The organism is Enterobacter cloacae complex sp. 2015409, assembly GCF_041365315.1.
In the GTDB taxonomy this organism is placed as follows: domain Bacteria; phylum Pseudomonadota; class Gammaproteobacteria; order Enterobacterales; family Enterobacteriaceae; genus Enterobacter; species Enterobacter pseudoroggenkampii.
In genome coordinates, this window is the sequence record NZ_JBFTVM010000001.1 from 147,564 (window position 1) to 165,074 (window position 17,511).

The 17,511-nt window shown below is 57.5% G+C and carries 12 protein-coding genes; 4 read left to right on the forward strand and 8 right to left on the reverse strand.

The genetic code is table 11. The features are described from left to right. The first annotated feature begins 14 nt into the window (after positions 1-14). Both nudK and ACDO57_RS00670 read left to right on the forward strand, forming a co-directional pair. A complete protein-coding gene (nudK, locus tag ACDO57_RS00665) occupies positions 15-608 on the forward strand; it encodes a GDP-mannose pyrophosphatase NudK (RefSeq protein ID WP_032646762.1) in 594 nt (197 codons plus the stop codon). A gap of 101 nt (positions 609-709) precedes the next feature. Next, the gene (locus ACDO57_RS00670) at positions 710-1,753 is read left to right on the forward strand and encodes a DUF1176 domain-containing protein (protein ID WP_024907576.1); all 1,044 of its coding nucleotides are present in this window, start codon (positions 710-712) and stop codon (positions 1,751-1,753) included. A 47-nt stretch (positions 1,754-1,800) separates the two neighbouring features. On the opposite strand, the gene ygjK is transcribed toward ACDO57_RS00670, so the two are convergent. The 6 genes from ygjK to ebgR all read right to left on the reverse strand — a co-directional run bounded on the left by ygjK (position 1,801) and on the right by ebgR (position 11,410). Further along, the gene (gene ygjK, locus ACDO57_RS00675; protein ID WP_370883410.1) at positions 1,801-4,146 is read right to left on the reverse strand and encodes an alpha-glucosidase; all 2,346 of its coding nucleotides are present in this window, start codon (positions 4,144-4,146) and stop codon (positions 1,801-1,803) included. Between the two features lie 14 nt (positions 4,147-4,160). Then, the gene (gene ygjJ, locus ACDO57_RS00680) at positions 4,161-5,219 is read right to left on the reverse strand and encodes a protein YgjJ (RefSeq protein WP_157189544.1); all 1,059 of its coding nucleotides are present in this window, start codon (positions 5,217-5,219) and stop codon (positions 4,161-4,163) included. A gap of 38 nt (positions 5,220-5,257) precedes the next feature. After that, positions 5,258-6,694 (reverse strand): amino acid permease, encoded by a 1,437-nt coding sequence (locus ACDO57_RS00685; protein WP_370883411.1) that lies wholly within the window; start codon positions 6,692-6,694, stop codon positions 5,258-5,260. A gap of 56 nt (positions 6,695-6,750) precedes the next feature. After that, positions 6,751-7,200 carry a beta-galactosidase subunit beta gene (locus ACDO57_RS00690; RefSeq protein WP_032646754.1) on the reverse strand — a complete coding sequence of 150 codons (450 nt, stop codon included), beginning with the start codon at positions 7,198-7,200 and terminating at the stop codon, positions 6,751-6,753. After that, positions 7,197-10,280, reverse strand: coding sequence for a beta-galactosidase subunit alpha (gene ebgA, locus ACDO57_RS00695; protein ID WP_370883412.1), 3,084 nt, complete (start codon positions 10,278-10,280; stop codon positions 7,197-7,199). Before ebgA ends, ACDO57_RS00690 begins: the two co-directional genes overlap by 4 nt. A 146-nt stretch (positions 10,281-10,426) precedes the next feature. Further along, on the reverse strand, positions 10,427-11,410 hold the full coding sequence (ebgR, locus tag ACDO57_RS00700; RefSeq protein ID WP_032646748.1) for a transcriptional regulator EbgR: 984 nt from the start codon (positions 11,408-11,410) through the stop codon (positions 10,427-10,429). A gap of 138 nt (positions 11,411-11,548) precedes the next feature. Between ebgR and ACDO57_RS00705 the strand changes: the two genes are divergently transcribed. After that, positions 11,549-11,881, forward strand: coding sequence for a tRNA-binding protein (locus ACDO57_RS00705; RefSeq protein ID WP_024907583.1), 333 nt, complete (start codon positions 11,549-11,551; stop codon positions 11,879-11,881). A gap of 72 nt (positions 11,882-11,953) precedes the next feature. Here ACDO57_RS00705 and tkt read toward each other — a convergent pair whose 3' ends face one another. Both tkt and tal read right to left on the reverse strand, forming a co-directional pair. After that, on the reverse strand, positions 11,954-13,942 hold the full coding sequence (gene tkt, locus ACDO57_RS00710) for a transketolase (protein WP_032646746.1): 1,989 nt from the start codon (positions 13,940-13,942) through the stop codon (positions 11,954-11,956). Between the two features lie 19 nt (positions 13,943-13,961). Next, positions 13,962-14,912, reverse strand: a complete 951-nt coding sequence (gene tal / locus ACDO57_RS00715; RefSeq protein WP_370883413.1) for a transaldolase — start codon at positions 14,910-14,912, stop codon at positions 13,962-13,964. A gap of 246 nt (positions 14,913-15,158) precedes the next feature. Here tal and maeB point away from each other — a divergent pair, with 246 nt between their 5' ends. After that, complete coding sequence (maeB, locus tag ACDO57_RS00720) at positions 15,159-17,438, forward strand: NADP-dependent oxaloacetate-decarboxylating malate dehydrogenase (protein WP_235404647.1); 2,280 nt, start codon at positions 15,159-15,161, stop codon at positions 17,436-17,438. The last annotated feature ends 73 nt before the right edge of the window (positions 17,439-17,511 follow it).

Sequence of the window (17,511 nt, forward strand, 5' to 3'; positions counted from 1 at the left end):
GTCGTGGAGCCCGTATGACCCTGAAAATTGACGTTATCAAAGACAAAATTCTCTCTGAAAACTACTTTGTCCTGCGTAACATCACCTATGACCTTACGCGTAACAACGGTGAAGTGATCCGCCACAAACGCGAGGTCTACGACCGTGGCAATGGAGCAACTATTCTGCTCTATAACCGTGAAAAGCGGAGCGTGGTGCTGATCCGCCAGTTCAGGGTGGCGACATGGGTCAATGGCAACCCCGACGGACGTCTGATTGAAACCTGCGCGGGCTTGCTCGATGATGATGAGCCGGAAGTCTGCATCCGCAAAGAGGCCGTTGAAGAAACCGGCTTCGAAGTGGGCGAGGTCAAAAAGGTCTTCGAGCTGTTTATGTCGCCCGGCGGCGTGACGGAAATCGTCCATTTCTTCATCGCGGAATACAGCGACGCGCAGCGCACTCACCGGGGCGGTGGCGTCGAGGATGAAGATATCGAAGTGCTGGAGCTTCCTTTTGCCCGAGCGCTGGAGATGGTGCGAACAGGGGAAATCAGGGACGGTAAGGCGGTGATATTACTGCAGTATTTACAGACTACCGGGCTGATGAATACCCCTTTCGAACGGATATAGCCTGTTTTTCGGGTATATCTGATAAATCCGATTGAGCAACCCCGGCGGGAACACGAAGATACTGCCCAGTTATGCGTTTTCGTTCCGGGATTGTGTCATTCATGCGCTACAGCGTCTTTTTATTTTCCCTGTTTTGGGTGCTCCTCGCGCCGCAGGTGCGGGCTGCACCCGCGCAGCAAGCCTTTTCTGACTGGCAGGTGACCTGCAATAACCAGAACTTTTGCCTTGCCCGCAACACGGGCGAACATCGTGGTCTGGTCATGACGCTCACCCGAAGCGCCGGGGCGAAAACGGATGCCACGCTGCGTATCGATCTCGGCGGTCTTGATACGCCCTCCGTTAAAGAGCCTGAGATTGCTCCCCGCCTGCTGCTGGATAACGTTCCTCTGAAGCTCGACAAACAGCGCTGGCAGCTCACGCCCTGGCATCTGAAAACGGACGATGCGGCCACCATCACCGCCTTTCTGAAAAACATCCAGGAAGGGAAGGCCCTGACCCTGCGCGGCGGTAAGCAGGTCATTTCACTGAGCGGCCTGAAAGCCGCGCTGCTGTTCATTGATGCGCAGCAAAAGCGCGTCGGCAGCGAAACCGCGTGGATCAAGAAAGGTGACGATCCGCCGTTAAGCGTTCCGCCTGCACCCGCCTTAAAAAAGGTGGCGGTCGTCAATCCGACCCCGACGCCACTCTCCCACGCCGAACTGAACGACCTGCTGGACTATGGTACCGGACGGATGAACAGCAGCCAGTGCTCGCTGGATCCTAACCGCCGGGAAGTGCGCGTCACCGCGTTAACCGATGACAAAGCGCTGCTGATCGTCAGCTGCGAGGCGGGGGCCTATAACACGGTCGATCTGGCGTGGCTGGTATCACGTAAAAAACCGTTCACCGCCCGCAGCGTCAGGCTGCGTCTGCCGTTTACGCCGTCAAGCGATGGCAGTGAGATGGAGTTGATGAACGCCAGCTTCGATGAGAAGACGCGCGAGCTGACAACGCTCGCGCTGGGACGCGGTATGGGCGATTGCGGGATCCAGACGCGCTGGCGTTTCGACGGCCAGCGTTTCCGCCTGGTGCGCTACGCCGAGGAGCCCAGCTGCGACAACTGGAATGGGCCAGATGCCTGGCCCACGCTGTGGATTACGCGGTAGCTTTTCTGCCGGGTAAGCGCCACCCGGCAAAGCAGACCGCACCCTCGTTACTGTTTACGGAAAAAGTCGTTATACAGCATGTAAAGATGCGCCGCGCTCCAGGAAAAGTTAGGCGCGCCCTGCTGCGCGCCGGTCAGCGGGTTGTAGTTTTCCTGAATCGGGCCGTCGGACGTTAACCCCTTCGCGTGCTTAAAGAAGTTTTCTGCCAGCGTTTGAGCCTGCTCCCGGTAGCCATAGCGTTCCATCCCTTTCAGCCCAAACCAGAACTGGTCGACCCACACCCGGCCTCGCCAGTAGATATCCGGACCAAAGGCCGGGTTGGTTAGCGCGGCAGTCCCGAGCGGCACATACGTGTTGAACTCTTTCGGATCCAGCATCACCTTCACCACGGCATCCGCATGCGCCTGCGTTGCCGCACCGTTAAACAGCGGCGACCAGCCTTCCGGTCCTTTACCGCGCTCGACGATAGGCTTGCCCGCACAGCCGTTCGCCAGCGGTTTATCCTCGATACGGATGTCGTAGTAAAAACCGCTCTTCGCGTCGAACATGCAGGTATTGATGTAGGTCGCGAGCTTATCCGCCAGCTGGCGGTAGCGGCTGGCCTCCTGCTCTTTACCCAGCAGGCTCGCCATTTGCGCCAGATAGTGATTGTCGCTGTACATGTAGCTCGCCTGATCGACGGACTCCTGCAGCAGCGAATAGCCCAGCAGCTTACCCTCATTATCGCGATTTTCAGCAAACTTCACCGTCCAGTCGCTGCGCTTGCCGCCGTTTTCGACGTAGTTATCCAGCTGGGCTTTATCGATAAAACCGAATACGGCGGCGTCATCGCGACCTGATTCCCACGAGGCCGCAACCTGCGCCGGGATCTCCAGACTGTCGTAATGGCCCTTGTCGATCACCCGGGCATAGTTGTTCAGGCCGGAAAGCGATTCCTCTTTATCGCCTTTTTTGACCGTAAAGAGCATCTCCCCGCTGGCGGTGTTATGGGCTTTGTCACGCGTCGCGCCGTACTCCGGCACGCCGTTGCCGTTATGGTCGCGGTTGCGCAGCCACCAGTCGTGGTAGGCCACCAGTTTAGGGTACATTTCTGCCAGCCAGGCTTTATCCTGCGTGGTGTTATATACCTCCATCACCGACCACGCTGCCAGGCTCGGTTTAGTATTGCGCTCATTCCAGTTGCCGCCGTCGCCGCCGCGTTCCGGGCTCAGGTTCCAGGCGATGAGATCCGGCACAAAGCCGGCATCCTGCGGGCGTACCGGATCGTCGGGTTTGATTTGCCAGGAGAAGACCGCGCGAATGTTCTCTTTGGCGATATCCGGGTTGAAATGCGACATGGCAAACACCTGTTTCCAGGTATCCCACGGCCAGGTCTGGTTGCCGGAGAACCACCGTCCGGTGACGGATGGCGTCACCGTGTTATAGCGTACCGCGCCGCCCGGCGAGCGCCAGTTGCCGTTCAGCGTTTCGATGGCCTTCACCGCCACGCGGGTTTGCTCTGGCGTGGCGTTAGGGTTAGTTAACCCTTTCTGCAAATAGCCCTCCCAGCGCTGCTGCGAGGCCGTCATATAAGCGGCCGGGCGCGCCAGAATATCGCGGATCTGCACCTGCTCGCGCTTCACCTCATCGGCATTCAGCAGATGGGAGTAGGTGGTATACAGCGTGGTGCTGCCGGTAATGTGTGCCCGGCTGGTAAAGCGATGCCCGTCGACGGTGGTCTCGACGGGGAGGGATTTATGCACCTGATATTCGGAACTGCCGGAGGTCAGAAGATCCCAGGTGGAGCGCACTTTGCCAAAGGTCACTTTCAGGCCGTCACGGGTGGGGACCAGCCTGCGCTGATAGTCCGGATACGCGCCGTCGATGGTCTTATCCGACAGCGGTTTGCCCTCTTTGGCCTCCAGCTTTTCCAGCAGTTCGCCGTCCCACACCAGTTCCAGCGGTGCCTTGCTGGTGATGCGGGTCTCCAGCAGCGAGGTGCGCGCGGTGGCAAAGCGCAGCGTCATTACGATCTGCACATCTTTCGCGCTCAGCTTTTGCACCAGCGAGCCGGGAAGGCTGTAAGCCTCAAGGGTAAAATCGACTTTTTTGCCGTTCTGATACACATTCAGGCGATCGAAATTGGTCGCCATAAAGTTGATGTACTCTTCGGTGAGCAGCGCTACGCCGGGAAATCCTCCCTGGGTCTGCGGCCCGTTCGGCAGCAAATGACCGTGCCAGGCACCCAGATCGAAAAAGGGATTAAACCGCTGGTGGTCGTCAGCGTCGAAATCGTGCATGTATTCCGGCGCACCGGTACGGTTGATGACGTTTTTAAAATCAGCAGGAGCGGTGGCGTGAGCCGAAAAGCTGAGCGCCAGCGCGCAGGCCAGCGGTGTAAGGCTGAGTTTCATATCGGAAGATCCTTTTACCAGTAGACGTATTGCATCAGGAACACCTGATCGCTCGGGTCGCCGGAGGCATTTTTCATGTAAAAGCGGCTGTCGGCTGCGGTGGCAAAGCGTCCACCGCCGTACTCATACCAGATGCCGAACTGCATAAACGAGGTTGTTTCATCGGCGGCATGGTCCGGGCGATGCTTTGCGTAGCTGTAAGCGGTGGAGAGATAGACGCCTTTTAACGCTTCAACCATGGCGCTGACCATATAGCCGGTTTCAGTCCCGGAGACGTCCTTGCCGCTGGCGCGTCCGGTGTGATGCCAGGCGCGCGCCGCCAGGTTGGGCGACAGAATGCCGGTCAGGAAGAGTTGTCCCGTGCCGTCGGTGACCTCAAGTCCGTTCATCCAGGTGACATCTTTGACGATGTCATACTGGATATAGCCATTCGCCATCGCCGGATAGGTATACTTATCGTCATAGCGATCGTATTTACCAAAATGCAGCCAGGCTTTGCTCTCGTCATGGTGCCCCGCAGGCGTGGCGGTGACGCTGTAGCGCAGGTTCCCGGAGAGGTTTTGTACCTTGAGCGCGTACATAATGTCGCGAGTGTTGGGGATCACGTAGCCCAGATCGGGCGTGAAATCTCCCCACCACTGCAGGTCATCAAGGGAGGAGTCCTGACGCAGGCTGAGCATGATCTCGGTGTTGCCGTCGGTTTTGTAGCCGCCGTAAAAGCGGTTAAGCCCACCTTCGAATCCGCCCCAGCTATGGTCGGGCACCCAGGCGTTCCCCTGATGGTCAGCCTGTACGGTCCATCCCTCGCCGTAAATCAGGCCGAACCAGTGCCCGTATTTCATTTCCAGACCACTCTCAATGTAGGTGCCGTCACTGTATTTATGTTTATTCTGACCTTCTAAATCCATATATCCGCCAACCCCCAGCTCGCCATAAAAACGAAACGACGGAGAGGTAATTTCCGGGGTTCGGGTATCGTCATGTTCAGCGGGTCGGGCTTCTTCTGCGGCAAATGCCGGGCAGCAGAAAGAGAGGGCAGCGAGTGCCCCAATTGTTTTCTCTTTAATTTTCATGCACTCATCCCAGTGAAAAAATATCCATGCCTTCAGCGTTAGTGAAGATTTGAGGCAGGTGACGCTTCTGTTTGTTGTTGTTCTTTTGATAATCCCTTGACGTATTTGCTGTATTTCCACCAGGCAAATCCGAGGAATAACACAATGCCACCGACGTTATAGAAAATAATCGTCAGAATATTGGCACCGGTGGGGAAAGTTGAGGCCACAAAGCCGATGGCAAAAATCACAATCAGCATCGACACCACCACCATGCCCGTGGTGCGTGAGCCCATTTTGAAGTCGCGCGGGAGATGATCGAGCTTACGGCGCAGGTTCAGGTAGGCCAGCATGATGAACAGCGGCGGTAACATTGACGCGGCCGCGGTCATGTTGATGACGGTATTCATCAGCTCCTGCGCGGTGTTCGACCCCATGGTTGGGATAATCATGAGCGGAATGACGATCAGATACTGGATCCACGCCGCCCGCGCCGGTACGCCGTTCTCGTTCAGCGCCACGGTTTTTGGCCCAAAGATGCCGCTTGGGATTTCAGAGAAGAAGATTTTGACCGGGGTTGCCGTCCACATCAGCAGGGAGCCGAACATCGCGGTAAAGGAGACCAGGCCGACGAAGCGGTTCATCAGCACTTCCGGCAGGCCAAACCATACCGCCAGGCCGTGGAACACCTGCACCGAACCACCGGTGAATTTCAGCTCTTTGCTGCTGATAAAGACGTTAATCAGCACCGAGGAGATGGAGTAGAGCACGCCGATGAAAATCCCCGCCAGAATGATCACCCTGACAAAGGATTTTGACCCGCCCTTCACGTCGTTAACGTATACCGCAACGGACTCTGCGCCCCCGGCGGCCATAAATATCCAGGTGGTGATGCCGATGAAGGCCCAGTTGAAGTTGGGGATCATCGCGTCAACGGTAATCGGGTCGGCTGGCTGCACGCCGCCCACCAGCGCCGCGCCGGCCAGAAGAATATAGGAGAGGGTCAATAGCAGCATGAGCGTAGAGGTCACCGACGTGATCGGCCCCAGCATCTTCGCCCCGTTGGTGGACACCCAGGTCGAGAAGGCGAACAGCACCATGCTCAGTACCGTGGTGGCAAACGGCGTAAGAATGTACTCATAGCCCAAAAAGGCGTAAGAGGCGTAGGCGATGACGCGGGGTAATAACGAGGTAAAGAAAAACAGGTTCACGAACCAGTAGGTGTAGGCGGTAATAAACGCCCAGCGCCCGCCCAGCGAGCTTTTCACCCAGGCGTACACGCCCGCTTCGGAGTTTTTATTCAGGGAGACAAACTCCGCGATGATTAAGCAGAAAGGAATAAAGTAGAACAGGGTGGCTAAAAAGAACATCGGCGCGGAGGCCAGCCCCAGCTCGATGTTGTTATTAATCACGTTGTTAAAACTGAATACGGCGGCAAACGTCAGCGACAGCAGACCGAATTTGCCGATGGTATTACGCTTGGTAGTTTCAGACATAACCTATCTCCGGGTACGAGGAGGATAGCGGTGCTTCATTGGCACCGCTGGATTTTTTATTTGTTATGGAAATAACCGTCTTCGATGGTCACATAGAGGACGACTTTTTTGGCTGGCGTTTCGCTGATAAAGCGATACGCCTCGTGGTTTTCACATATCACGATCTGTCCCTCCCGCACCTGTTCGGTATGGCCCACGCCTTTCAGGTATTCGCGGTCGGTTTCATCCCGGTAGCACTCCACAAGCTGAAGGGCGTCTTTTGCGGCGTACTCAATTTTCTGCGCGCCCTGCAGGTAGTAATGCACCTCGAAATAGCGGCGATGGCCGACGAACAGCGCGTCGGTGCTGGCATCATGGGTCACGCGGTAGGCCAGAGAGTCGCCAATCGAGTGGGCAACGCCGGGCTGGATGTGGTCGATGTTATTAATGGCCTCTGTGCAGCGCTGCCATTTGCGGCCCGTGCGATAACGCTGCTGGAACTGTTCCAGGCTGTCGAGAACGATCATTTTTCTGCCTCGCTGTGCGAATTCATGGAGAAGAAACCGCTGCCGAACCGATGGCGCGCCAGCGTCTGCGCGGCGGTGTGTCCGCCTTCTAGCGGGAGCAGGGTGAAGCCGTAGCGGAACGGCCGGAACCAGACGCGCCAGGTATCCAGCACTTCGCTTCCCCAGGAGTTAGAGCCTAAGCCCAGTACCTGATGGTCGAGATTGAGGGTGATGTCCTCGCTGCGACGCAGTTCGTTGCAGTGCTGCGCGGCGTGGATGTTCTCTGCCGTGTAGCGCCAGGCGCTGAGGTGAATGGGTTGTTCAGGCACCACCAGCAGGCCGCTGCCGTGACGGCTGGCGAGCGTTGCCCAGCGCACCTGCTGACGGTTGCCGTTGTTCTGCGGGAACGGGTAGTTTTCGAACATCTCGTCCACCGTGGTGTGCCACAGGTCTATGGTGCTGGCCTGCTGGCTGTCCGGGTAGTTCTCTCCAGGGCCGCGTCCGTAGTAGCTTACCTGGTCGAATTCGCCGTTGATGCCGAGGGTAAAGCCGATGCACGGGATAATGTGCGGATAATCACCGTAGCGTTCACCGCTCAGCTCAACGTTAATTTGCCCGTCGGCGGCAATGCGCCAGCGATAGGTGCAGCGCATACCAAAATCAAACACCGGCGGGGCAATCAGCGTGCGGGTGGTAATGACGATCGCATCGTCCTGCTGCTCGACCTCAAAACCGCGCAGGTGCTCCTGCATAATCTGCAGATGGTTGGGTTGCCACAGCCCCTCATACTCCTGCTTGTGGTTATCAATCATCGGTTTGAAAAAGTTAATCTTTGGTTCACGGGTGATGTTTTCCTCACCGTTAACCAGCCAGGAGCAGAGTTTCCCCGTCACTTTTGAGAAGCGTGCGCGGAAGTTATGCCCGATCACGGTACAGTTCAGACGGTCTTCTGCCAGCCGCAGCGGTGTGGCGTTAGCGTTACTAAACGGCGTGGCGTGAGCCGTGCACGCTTTTAGCGGGAACTGATACACCGCAATCTCGTGCCCCGCTTCGCTGTAGCGCGTGCGGCTGTTTTTGCTGATGCGCACGGTCAGGAACGCTTCGCGCTCGTCGAGTTCGGGCAGGTTCAGGCTCACGCTGCGGGTGCTGTTGGGGGCCAGCCCGGAAATTGTCAGCGGCTGGCTGTGCAGGGTTTCACCTTCGGCACGCACCTCAACGAGCAGGGTGTAATCATCCAGGCTGGTGAACCAGAAGCGGTTTTCAACGTGCAGCTCGCCGTTCTGCCAGCGAAGTTTGACCGGGGCAATCACCTGCTTATATTCACGCAGGCCCGGACCCGGCGTTTGATCGGAGTAGATCAGCCCGTCGAGGCAGAAGTTGTAGTTATTCGGATAGTCACCAAAGTCGCCGCCGTAGGCGTAATACGTATTGCCGCTGGCATCTGCCGCCTGAATACCGTGGTCGCACCACTCCCAGACGTAGTGGCCCTGAATGCAGTCGTGGCGATCGAAGACGTTTTGATACTCGCTCAGACCGCCGGGGCCGTTGCCCATCGCGTGGGCGTATTCGCAGATAACGCGCGGTTTGGCGTGGGGATACTCGCCGAACAGGTTCATCAGCGGCACGCGGGTGTACATGGTGGAGATGATATCCACCACCTCGGCGTCGCGATCTTCTTCGTAATGCAGCAGGCGCGTGTCGTCCAGCGCCTTTGCAGCCCGGGCCATGGCGCGGATATTACAGCCGTAGCCGGACTCGTTTCCAAGCGACCAGATGATGATGGAAGGGTGGTTTTTCTGGGCGTGAATATGGCGCTCGATGCGCTCAACGTAGACATGTTCCCACACCGGATCGTCCGTGATGCGGCTCAGGTCGCCGACGTTGGCAAAGCCGTGGGATTCCACATCCGTCTCCGCCATCACGAACAGGCCGTAGAGGTCGCACAGCTCGTAGAAGCGCGGATCGTTGGGGTAGTGGGCGGTGCGCACCGAATTGATATTGTGCTGCTTCATCAGGATCAGGTCGCGCTCGACGCGATCCATGCCCACGGCGCGGCCTTTCTGGTGATCGTTGTCGTGACGGTTTACGCCGTGCAGCTTCAGGTAGCGGTTGTTCACGTAGAACAGGCCGTCTCGCACCTTGATGTCGCGGAACCCAATGCGCTGAGGGATAACCTCCAGCGTCTGTCCGTGCTCATCTTTAAGCGTTACGACCAGATGGTAGAGGTAGGGCGATTCCGCAGACCACTGCTGAGGCTGTTTGACCTCAATGCTAAAGGCGGTTTCCGCGCTGCGGGTCACGGTCAGGCTGTCGGTCGTGCCCTGATGGATCGCTGCTTCGCCATCATACAGGGCATACTCCAGCGACACGGCGGATGCGTGCGGGGCCAGGTTTTCCAGCTCAAGCTGACAGAAGAGGGTGGCGTCTTTCCATGCCTCGTCAAAGGTGGTTTTGATCGTGACGTCGCGCACGTGAGTGGGATTTTTGCCGATCAGATAGACGTCGCGGAAAATGCCGGCCGTCCACCACATGTCCTGATCCTCAATGTAGGTCGAATTCGCCCACTGCAGCACCCGCACGCACAGCAGGTTTTGCCCGCCGTGCACCGCGTGGCTGATATCAAACTCGGCGGTCAGCCGGCTGCCCTTGCTAAAGCCAATGTAGTGACCATTCACGTAGACTTCGAAATACGTTTCGACGCCGTCAAACTTGATGAGGGTCTGCTTCCCCTGCCAGCCGTCCGATAGCGTGAAGTGGCGCTGATACGCCCCGGTCGGATTGTCTGTAGGCACCCACGGCACGTCGACCGGGAAGGGGAAGCCTTCGTCGGTGTACTGCAGCTGGCCGTGGCCTTCCATCTGCCACATGGCGGGGACGGTAATGTCGCCCCAGTCGGCCAGGTACTCAGAGGTGAAGTTTTCCGGTACCAGAAGGGGGTGGGTGAAAAAGCGAAAGTTCCACTTACCGCTCAGAGACAGAAAGTGGCTGCTGGCCTCGCGGGCAAAGGTGCGAGCCTGCGCGACGGTGTCGTATGAGAAGAAGTACGCTCGCGGCGGCAGCCGGTTCTCATGCGTGAGTTGAATATTTTCCCAGCGATTCATGCGATCTCCCTGTAGGGGGTAAACATCATTGCTGGAGATTTTAGTAAATATTTTACTAAATAAAATCAGTAATATTGATTTGCTTTAACTCGATCACGAAATAAAAAAATGCCGGGCATGCCCGGCAGTGTGTTAATCGAGGGGAATTAGCGGGTGGTGCCGCGCAGTTTCAGTACGCTCGGCACGAAAACCTGCAGCGGCAGCGTCCGGCCATCGCGGGCTTTTTCCAGCAGCAGGTTAACCCCCTGGCTGCCCATCATTTCCGAGTGGATGCGTACGGTAGAGAGCGGCGGGAAGGTGAAGCGGGCGGTCGGGATATCGTTCACGCTGATGAGCGAAATGTCCTCCGGGATCGCCAGCCCTTTTTCATGGATAGCGCGCAAGACGCCGATGGCTATCGAATCAGAGGCCACAAACAGGGCGGTAGGCCAGCTTGTCTGAGCCAGCATGGTTTTTGCCAGTTCGTATCCGGATGAGCTGGAAAAACCGCCGCGCCAGATATCCTGTTCTGACACCACCCCTTTCAGGCGACCATACTCGACAAAAGCGGCTTCGCGGATATCGGCTTTGCCGGGCTCATCTTCCCCACCGATAAAGCCAATACGCTTAACGCCCTGATCAATGAAGAAATCAACGATCTGCTTGCTGATGCGCGAGAGGTCAATATCGACGGAATCGAACGCGCTGCCGGGCTCGTGAAAATCGATAAAGCAGACGTTGTCCGTCAGGGCCATTGCGCTACGGCGAGTTGCTGAAGAAGGTTTGCCCACAATCAGTACGCCGGTAAGTTTTTTACTCTCTGGCAGGGTGGCATTGGCGTAACAGTTGCTCAGCTCGACGCCCAGTTTTTCACACTGTGTCTCAATACCGTGGCGGATGGCAAGGTAGTAAGGGTCGTTAATCTCCAGCTCTTGCTGGTAGCTGTAGAGCGCCAGAATGTGCTGCTGACCCACCGCGGCAGACTGCATTTTGCGGGACGTTGTGCTTTTGTATTCCAGCTTTTCCGCAATCTCCAGAATGCGGTGCTTGGTCTCTTCTTTTACGTTCAACGTTGGGTCATCGTTTAAAACCCGGGATACCGTCGCCAGCGAAACGCCAGCCTCCGTCGCGATGTCTTTGAGCGTAGCCATGTTTGTCCTTATTCCCCCACGTGATGACCCATTGTAAAGGATGAATCAGGACATGCATCCGTTTTTACTAAATATCCTGCCCATTGCTTCCGGCAAATAGTGTGCTAGTATTTAGTAAAACTTTACCAAGGAGAGAGTATGGACACGATAGCTTACGATGACTTTGCAAAGCTGGAGATCCGCGTGGGGACGATTGTGGACGTTAAGCGCCACGCCAACGCAGACAAACTCTATATCGCGCAGATTGATGTGGGCGGAAAAACGCTGCAAACCGTCACCAGCCTGGTGCCGTATTACCGGGAAGAAGAGCTTATGGGAAAAACGGTGGTGGTGCTGTGTAATCTGGCGAAAGCGAAGATGCGCGGCGAAACGTCTGAATGCATGCTGCTCTGCGCGGAAACCGATGACGCCAGCGAAAGCGTGTTGTTAACGCCGGAGCGGGCGATGGCGGCGGGTGTCCGGGTGGTATAAAAAAAGGGTGGCAAAGCCACCCGATTTTCCAGGCCGGGTAAGCGACAGCGCCACCCGGCAACGCAGACCGCATTACAGCACGCTCAGCGCCTTCTCCACCACGTTCTCAACCGTAAAGCCGAAGTACGGGAACAGCTTATCGGCAGGGGCGGACTCACCGTAGCCCCGCATGCCGACAATCGCCCCTTTGAGCCCGACATACTTGTACCAGTAGTCGGCGATACCGGCCTCCACCGCCACGCGCGCCGCGACGTTAGAGGGCAGCACCGACTCCCGGTACGCCTCGTCCTGAGCGTCAAAAATATCCGTAGAAGGCAGGGATACCACGCGCACCGCGTGGCCTTCGGCGGTCAGTTTTTCCGCCGCTTTCACCGTGATTTCCACCTCGGAACCGGTCGCAATCAGGATCACGTCCGGCTTGCCGCCGCTGTCCTTCAGAATGTAGCCGCCGCGGGCGATGTTTTTCACCTGTTCCGGCGTGCGTTCAATCTGCGCCAGATTCTGGCGGGACAGAATTAATGCCGTTGGGCCGTTATGGCGTTCTACCGCCAGCTTCCAGCCCACTGCCGCTTCGACCTGATCGCACGGACGCCAGGTGCTGAAGTTTGGCGTCAGGCGCAGGCTAGCCAGCTGTTCAACCGCCTGGTGGGTGGGGCCGTCTTCTCCCAGACCGATGGAGTCGTGGGTATAGACCATAATCTGCCGCGCCTTCATCAGCGCCGCCATGCGCGCCGCGTTACGGGCGTACTCGACGAACATCAGGAAAGTGGCGGTGTACGGCACAAACCCACCGTGATGGGCGATGCCGTTGGCGATCGCGGTCATCCCGAATTCGCGCACGCCGTAGTGGATATAGTTCCCGGCAATGTCCTCTTTCAGCGATTTCGAGCCGGACCAGATCGTCAGGTTGCTTGGCGCCAGGTCCGCCGAGCCGCCGAGCAGTTCGGGCAGAATAGGGCCGATTGCGTTCAGGGTATTTTGCGACGCCTTACGGGTGGCGATCTTCGCCGGGTTGGACTGCAGGTTTTCAATCAGCGCCTGGGTTTTATCGTCCCAGTCTTCCGGCAGACCGCCGCTCATGCGGCGGGAGAACTCGGCGGCCAGCTCCGGGTGCGCTTTTTTATAAGCGGCAAACTTCTCGTTCCAGGCGTGCTGGGCTTTCTCACCGTCTTCACGGGCATCCCAGGCTCTGTAGATCTCTTTTGGGATCTCAAACGGCGGGTATTTCCAGCCCAGCTTCTGCCGGGTCAGCGCCACTTCCTCCTCGCCCAGCGCCGCACCGTGCGCCTCCTCTTTGCCCGCCTTGTTCGGCGAGCCGAAGCCGATGACCGTGCGGCAGATAATCAGGGACGGTTTGTCCTTCACGCTCTGCGCTTCCTGAATCGCTTTTTTCACCGCCTCAGGGTCGTGACCGTCAATCTCATGCACCACGTGCCAGTGGTAGGCCTCGAAGCGTTTTGCCGTGTCGTCGGTAAACCAGCCCTCGGTCTCCCCGTCGATGGAGATGCCGTTGTGATCGTAGAACCCGATCAGCTTGCCGAGCCCCAGCGTGCCTGCCAGCGAGCAGACCTCGTGGGAGATCCCCTCCATCAGGCAGCCGTCACCCATAAACACGTAGGTGTAGTGATCGACAATCTCGTGGTCCGGCTGGTTAAACTGCGCCGCCAGCGTACGTTCGGCAATCGCCAGCCCAACCGCATTGGCCAGCCCCTGACCGAGCGGCCCGGTGGTGGTCTCCACGCCCGGCGTATAGCCAATCTCCGGGTGCCCCGGCGTTTTGGAGTGCAGCTGGCGGAAGTTTTTCAGCTCCTCAAGCGGCAGATCGTAGCCGGAAAGGTGCAGCAGGCTGTAGAGCAGCATTGAGGCGTGACCGTTGGAGAGAATAAAGCGGTCGCGATCGTACCAGGTGGGGTCATTCGGGTTGTGCTTCAGGAAGTCATTCCACAGCACTTCGGCAATATCGGCCATGCCCATCGGTGCGCCGGGGTGGCCGGAATTGGCTTTCTGCACGGCATCCATGCTGAGGGCGCGGATGGCATTGGCGAGCTCTTTACGGGACATAGTTCACTCCGTGGCAAGGTTAAAGTTTGGCGGCGAGAAGGTCTTCAAGTTTGCGCTGGTCGACGGCGAACAGGCGGATACCTTCCGCCAGTTTTTCCACAGCCATCGCGTCCTGGTTGTGCTCCCAGCGGAACTCCGCTTCGGTCATGGTTTTCGGTTTTGGCAGAACGGTGGAGGTGGGCACCAGCTTACGGATCACCGTCTCTTCTTTATCCTGTAGCTCCTGGAGCAGGTTAGGAGAGATGGTCAGACGGTCACAGCCTGCCAGGGCGAGGATCTGCTCGGTACGGCGGAAGCTGGCCCCCATCACGATGGTTTCGTAGCGGTGCTGTTTGTAGTAGTCGTAGATGTTACGGACCGATTTCACGCCTGGATCCTCATCCACCACGTACGGATCCATCGGCTGTTTTGCCTGATACCAGTCGTAGATGCGCCCGACAAACGGCGAGACGAGGAACACGCCCGCTTCCGCGCAGGCGCGCGCCTGGGCAAACGAGAACAGCAGCGTCAGGTTGCAGTGGATACCCTCTTTTTCCAGCACCTCTGCCGCGCGGATGCCTTCCCAGGTGGAGGCGAGCTTGATCAGAATGCGTGATTTATCGATGCCCTGATCCTGGTAGAGCTCCACCAGACGACGCGCCTTATTAGTGCTTTTTTCTTTATCGAACGAGAGGCGGGCGTCGACTTCGGTCGAGACGCGTCCCGGAATGCTTTTCAGAATTTCTGCACCAAAATTAACCGCCAGCTTGTCGCTGGCTTCGGCGACCTGCTGCTCCTGCGTTTTCCCGCGCTGTTTACCGTAGGCAATGGCGTCATCAATCAGATGGCTAAAATGGGCAAGCCCGGCCGCTTTGAGCAGCAGCGAAGGGTTGGTGGTCGCATCCTCCGGCTGATAGTGGCGAATCGACTCGATATCGCCGCTGTCTGCAACCACGGTGGTGAATTTTTTGATGCCGTCTAGCTGGTTCATAAATGATTACTCCTTGGAAATAAAAGCGTTAGCTGAGTGCGTTAGTTCACACTTCTGGAAAAATCATGATGGACTTAACAAAAAAGCATAGCAGACGGGGGAGGCATTGCTTTTGAGACGGGTAACATGGCTGTTATAAATTGATAACAATTTTTAATGTGTGATGGTGAGAGTTTGGCAGCCTTCAAAGTTTATGCGCTGTCCTGCGGCGATACTATCTGACCGATACGTAAAAGGAATAACAAGATGGACGATCAGTTAAAACAGAGTGCCCTCGATTTTCACGAGTTTCCTGTCCCGGGGAAAATCCAGGTCTCCCCAACCAAGCCGCTGGCAACCCAGCGCGATCTGGCGCTGGCCTATTCGCCGGGCGTAGCTGCCCCGTGTCTGGAAATTGAAAAAGACCCGCTGGCGGCCTACAAATACACCGCGCGTGGCAACCTTGTCGCCGTGATCTCTAACGGCACGGCGGTGCTGGGGCTGGGCAACATCGGTGCGCTGGCCGGTAAACCAGTGATGGAAGGGAAGGGGGTACTGTTCAAGAAATTCGCCGGTATCGACGTGTTTGATATCGAGGTGGACGAGCTCGATCCTGACAAATTCATCAACGTGGTGGCCGCGCTGGAGCCGACCTTCGGGGGGATCAACCTGGAAGACATTAAAGCGCCGGAATGTTTCTATATCGAGCAGAAGCTGCGCGAGCGTATGAACATTCCCGTGTTCCATGACGACCAGCACGGTACGGCCATTATCAGCACCGCTGCCATTCTCAACGGCCTGCGGGTGGTGGAGAAAAATCTCTCCGACGTGCGCATGGTGGTGTCGGGCGCAGGCGCCGCGGCCATCGCCTGTATGAACCTGCTGGTAGCGCTGGGTATGCAGAAACACAACATTGTGGTCTGTGACTCCAAGGGCGTGATTTACAAAGATCGCGAGCCGAACATGGCGGAAACCAAAGCGGCGTATGCGGTAGAAGACGACGGTAAACGCACGCTTGAGGACGTGATCGACGGCGCGGATATCTTCCTCGGCTGCTCGGGTCCGAAGGTGCTGACCCAGGAGATGGTGAAGAAGATGGCGCGCGCGCCGATGATCCTGGCCCTGGCCAACCCGGAACCGGAAATTCTGCCGCCGCTGGCGAAAGCGGTGCGTGAAGACGCCATTATCTGTACCGGGCGTTCCGACTACCCGAACCAGGTCAACAACGTGCTCTGCTTCCCGTTCATCTTCCGCGGAGCGCTGGACGTCGGCGCGACGGCAATCAACGAAGAGATGAAGCTGGCCGCCGTGCACGCCATCGCGGAGCTGGCCCACGCCGAGCAGAGCGAAGTGGTTGCCTCAGCCTATGGCGATCAGGATCTGAGCTTTGGCCCTGACTACATCATTCCAAAACCGTTCGACCCGCGTCTGATTGTCAAAATTGCCCCTGCGGTGGCCAAAGCGGCGATGGATTCCGGCGTGGCGACGCGTCCGATTGAGGATTTCGACGCTTACGTCGATAAACTCACCGAGTTTGTTTATAAAACGAACCTGTTCATGAAGCCGATCTTCTCTCAGGCGCGCGCCGACGCGAAGCGCGTGGTGCTGGCGGAAGGGGAAGAGGCGCGCGTGCTGCACGCTACTCAGGAGCTGATCACCTTAGGCCTGGCGAAGCCGATTCTGATTGGTCGTCCGAGCGTGATCGAAATGCGTATCCAGAAGCTGGGCCTGCAGATTAAGCCGGGCGTCGACTTCGAGATCGTCAACAACGAATCCGATCCGCGCTTCAAAGAGTACTGGAGCGAATACTACGCGATCATGAAACGTCGGGGGATCACCCAGGAGCAGGCGCAGAAAGCCGTCATCAGCAACACGACGGTGATCGGCGCGATCATGGTCCATCGCGGCGAGGCGGATGCGCTGATCTGCGGCACCATCGGCGATTACCACGAGCACTTTAGCGTGGTGCAGGAGATCTTCGGCTATCGCGACGGCGTGCACACCGCCGGGGCGATGAACGCCCTGCTGCTGCCAAGCGGCAACACCTTTATTGCCGATACCTACGTTAACGACGATCCCACCCCGGACGAGCTGGCGGAGATCACCGTGATGGCCGCCGAGACCGTGCGTCGCTTTGGTATCGAACCGAAGGTGGCGCTGCTGTCGCACTCTAACTTTGGTTCGTCTAAATCCGCGGCGGCGTGCAAAATGCGTGAGACGCTGGCGCTGGTGCGCGAGCGCGCGCCAGAGCTGATGATTGACGGGGAAATGCACGGCGATGCAGCGCTGGTGGAGAGCATCCGTAACGAACGTATGCCGGACAGCCCGCTGAAGGGATCGGCAAACATCCTGATTATGCCGAACGTGGAAGCGGCGCGTATCAGCTATAACCTGCTGCGCGTCTCCAGCTCTGAAGGGGTGACCGTAGGACCGGTGCTGATGGGCGTGGCGAAACCGGTGCACGTGTTAACGCCGATTGCCTCCGTGCGTCGTATCGTGAACATGGTGGCGCTGGCGGTGGTTGAGGCGCAGACGCAGCCGCTGTAATATCACTTTAATTTATTTCCGGCGCGGGTTTCTCCCGCGCCTTTTTATTTTCCCTTTCTTAGTGATCCACTTC

Excerpts from the sequence above, each read along its gene's own strand:
- ACDO57_RS00690 (WP_032646754.1), bottom strand. The coding sequence starts at position 7,200 with ATGATCGTTCTCGACAGCCTGGAACAGTTCCAGCAGCGTTATCGCACG.
- ygjJ (WP_157189544.1), bottom strand. The coding sequence starts at position 5,219 with ATGAAAATTAAAGAGAAAACAATTGGGGCACTCGCTGCCCTCTCTTTC.
- ACDO57_RS00705 (WP_024907583.1), top strand. The coding sequence starts at position 11,549 with ATGGACACGATAGCTTACGATGACTTTGCAAAGCTGGAGATCCGCGTG.
- ebgA (WP_370883412.1), bottom strand. The coding sequence starts at position 10,280 with ATGAATCGCTGGGAAAATATTCAACTCACGCATGAGAACCGGCTGCCG.
- maeB (WP_235404647.1), top strand. The coding sequence starts at position 15,159 with ATGGACGATCAGTTAAAACAGAGTGCCCTCGATTTTCACGAGTTTCCT.
- nudK (WP_032646762.1), top strand. The coding sequence starts at position 15 with ATGACCCTGAAAATTGACGTTATCAAAGACAAAATTCTCTCTGAAAAC.
- ygjK (WP_370883410.1), bottom strand. The coding sequence starts at position 4,146 with ATGAAACTCAGCCTTACACCGCTGGCCTGCGCGCTGGCGCTCAGCTTT.
- ACDO57_RS00670 (WP_024907576.1), top strand. The coding sequence starts at position 710 with ATGCGCTACAGCGTCTTTTTATTTTCCCTGTTTTGGGTGCTCCTCGCG.
- ebgR (WP_032646748.1), bottom strand. The coding sequence starts at position 11,410 with ATGGCTACGCTCAAAGACATCGCGACGGAGGCTGGCGTTTCGCTGGCG.
- ACDO57_RS00685 (WP_370883411.1), bottom strand. The coding sequence starts at position 6,694 with ATGTCTGAAACTACCAAGCGTAATACCATCGGCAAATTCGGTCTGCTG.
- tkt (WP_032646746.1), bottom strand. The coding sequence starts at position 13,942 with ATGTCCCGTAAAGAGCTCGCCAATGCCATCCGCGCCCTCAGCATGGAT.
- tal (WP_370883413.1), bottom strand. The coding sequence starts at position 14,912 with ATGAACCAGCTAGACGGCATCAAAAAATTCACCACCGTGGTTGCAGAC.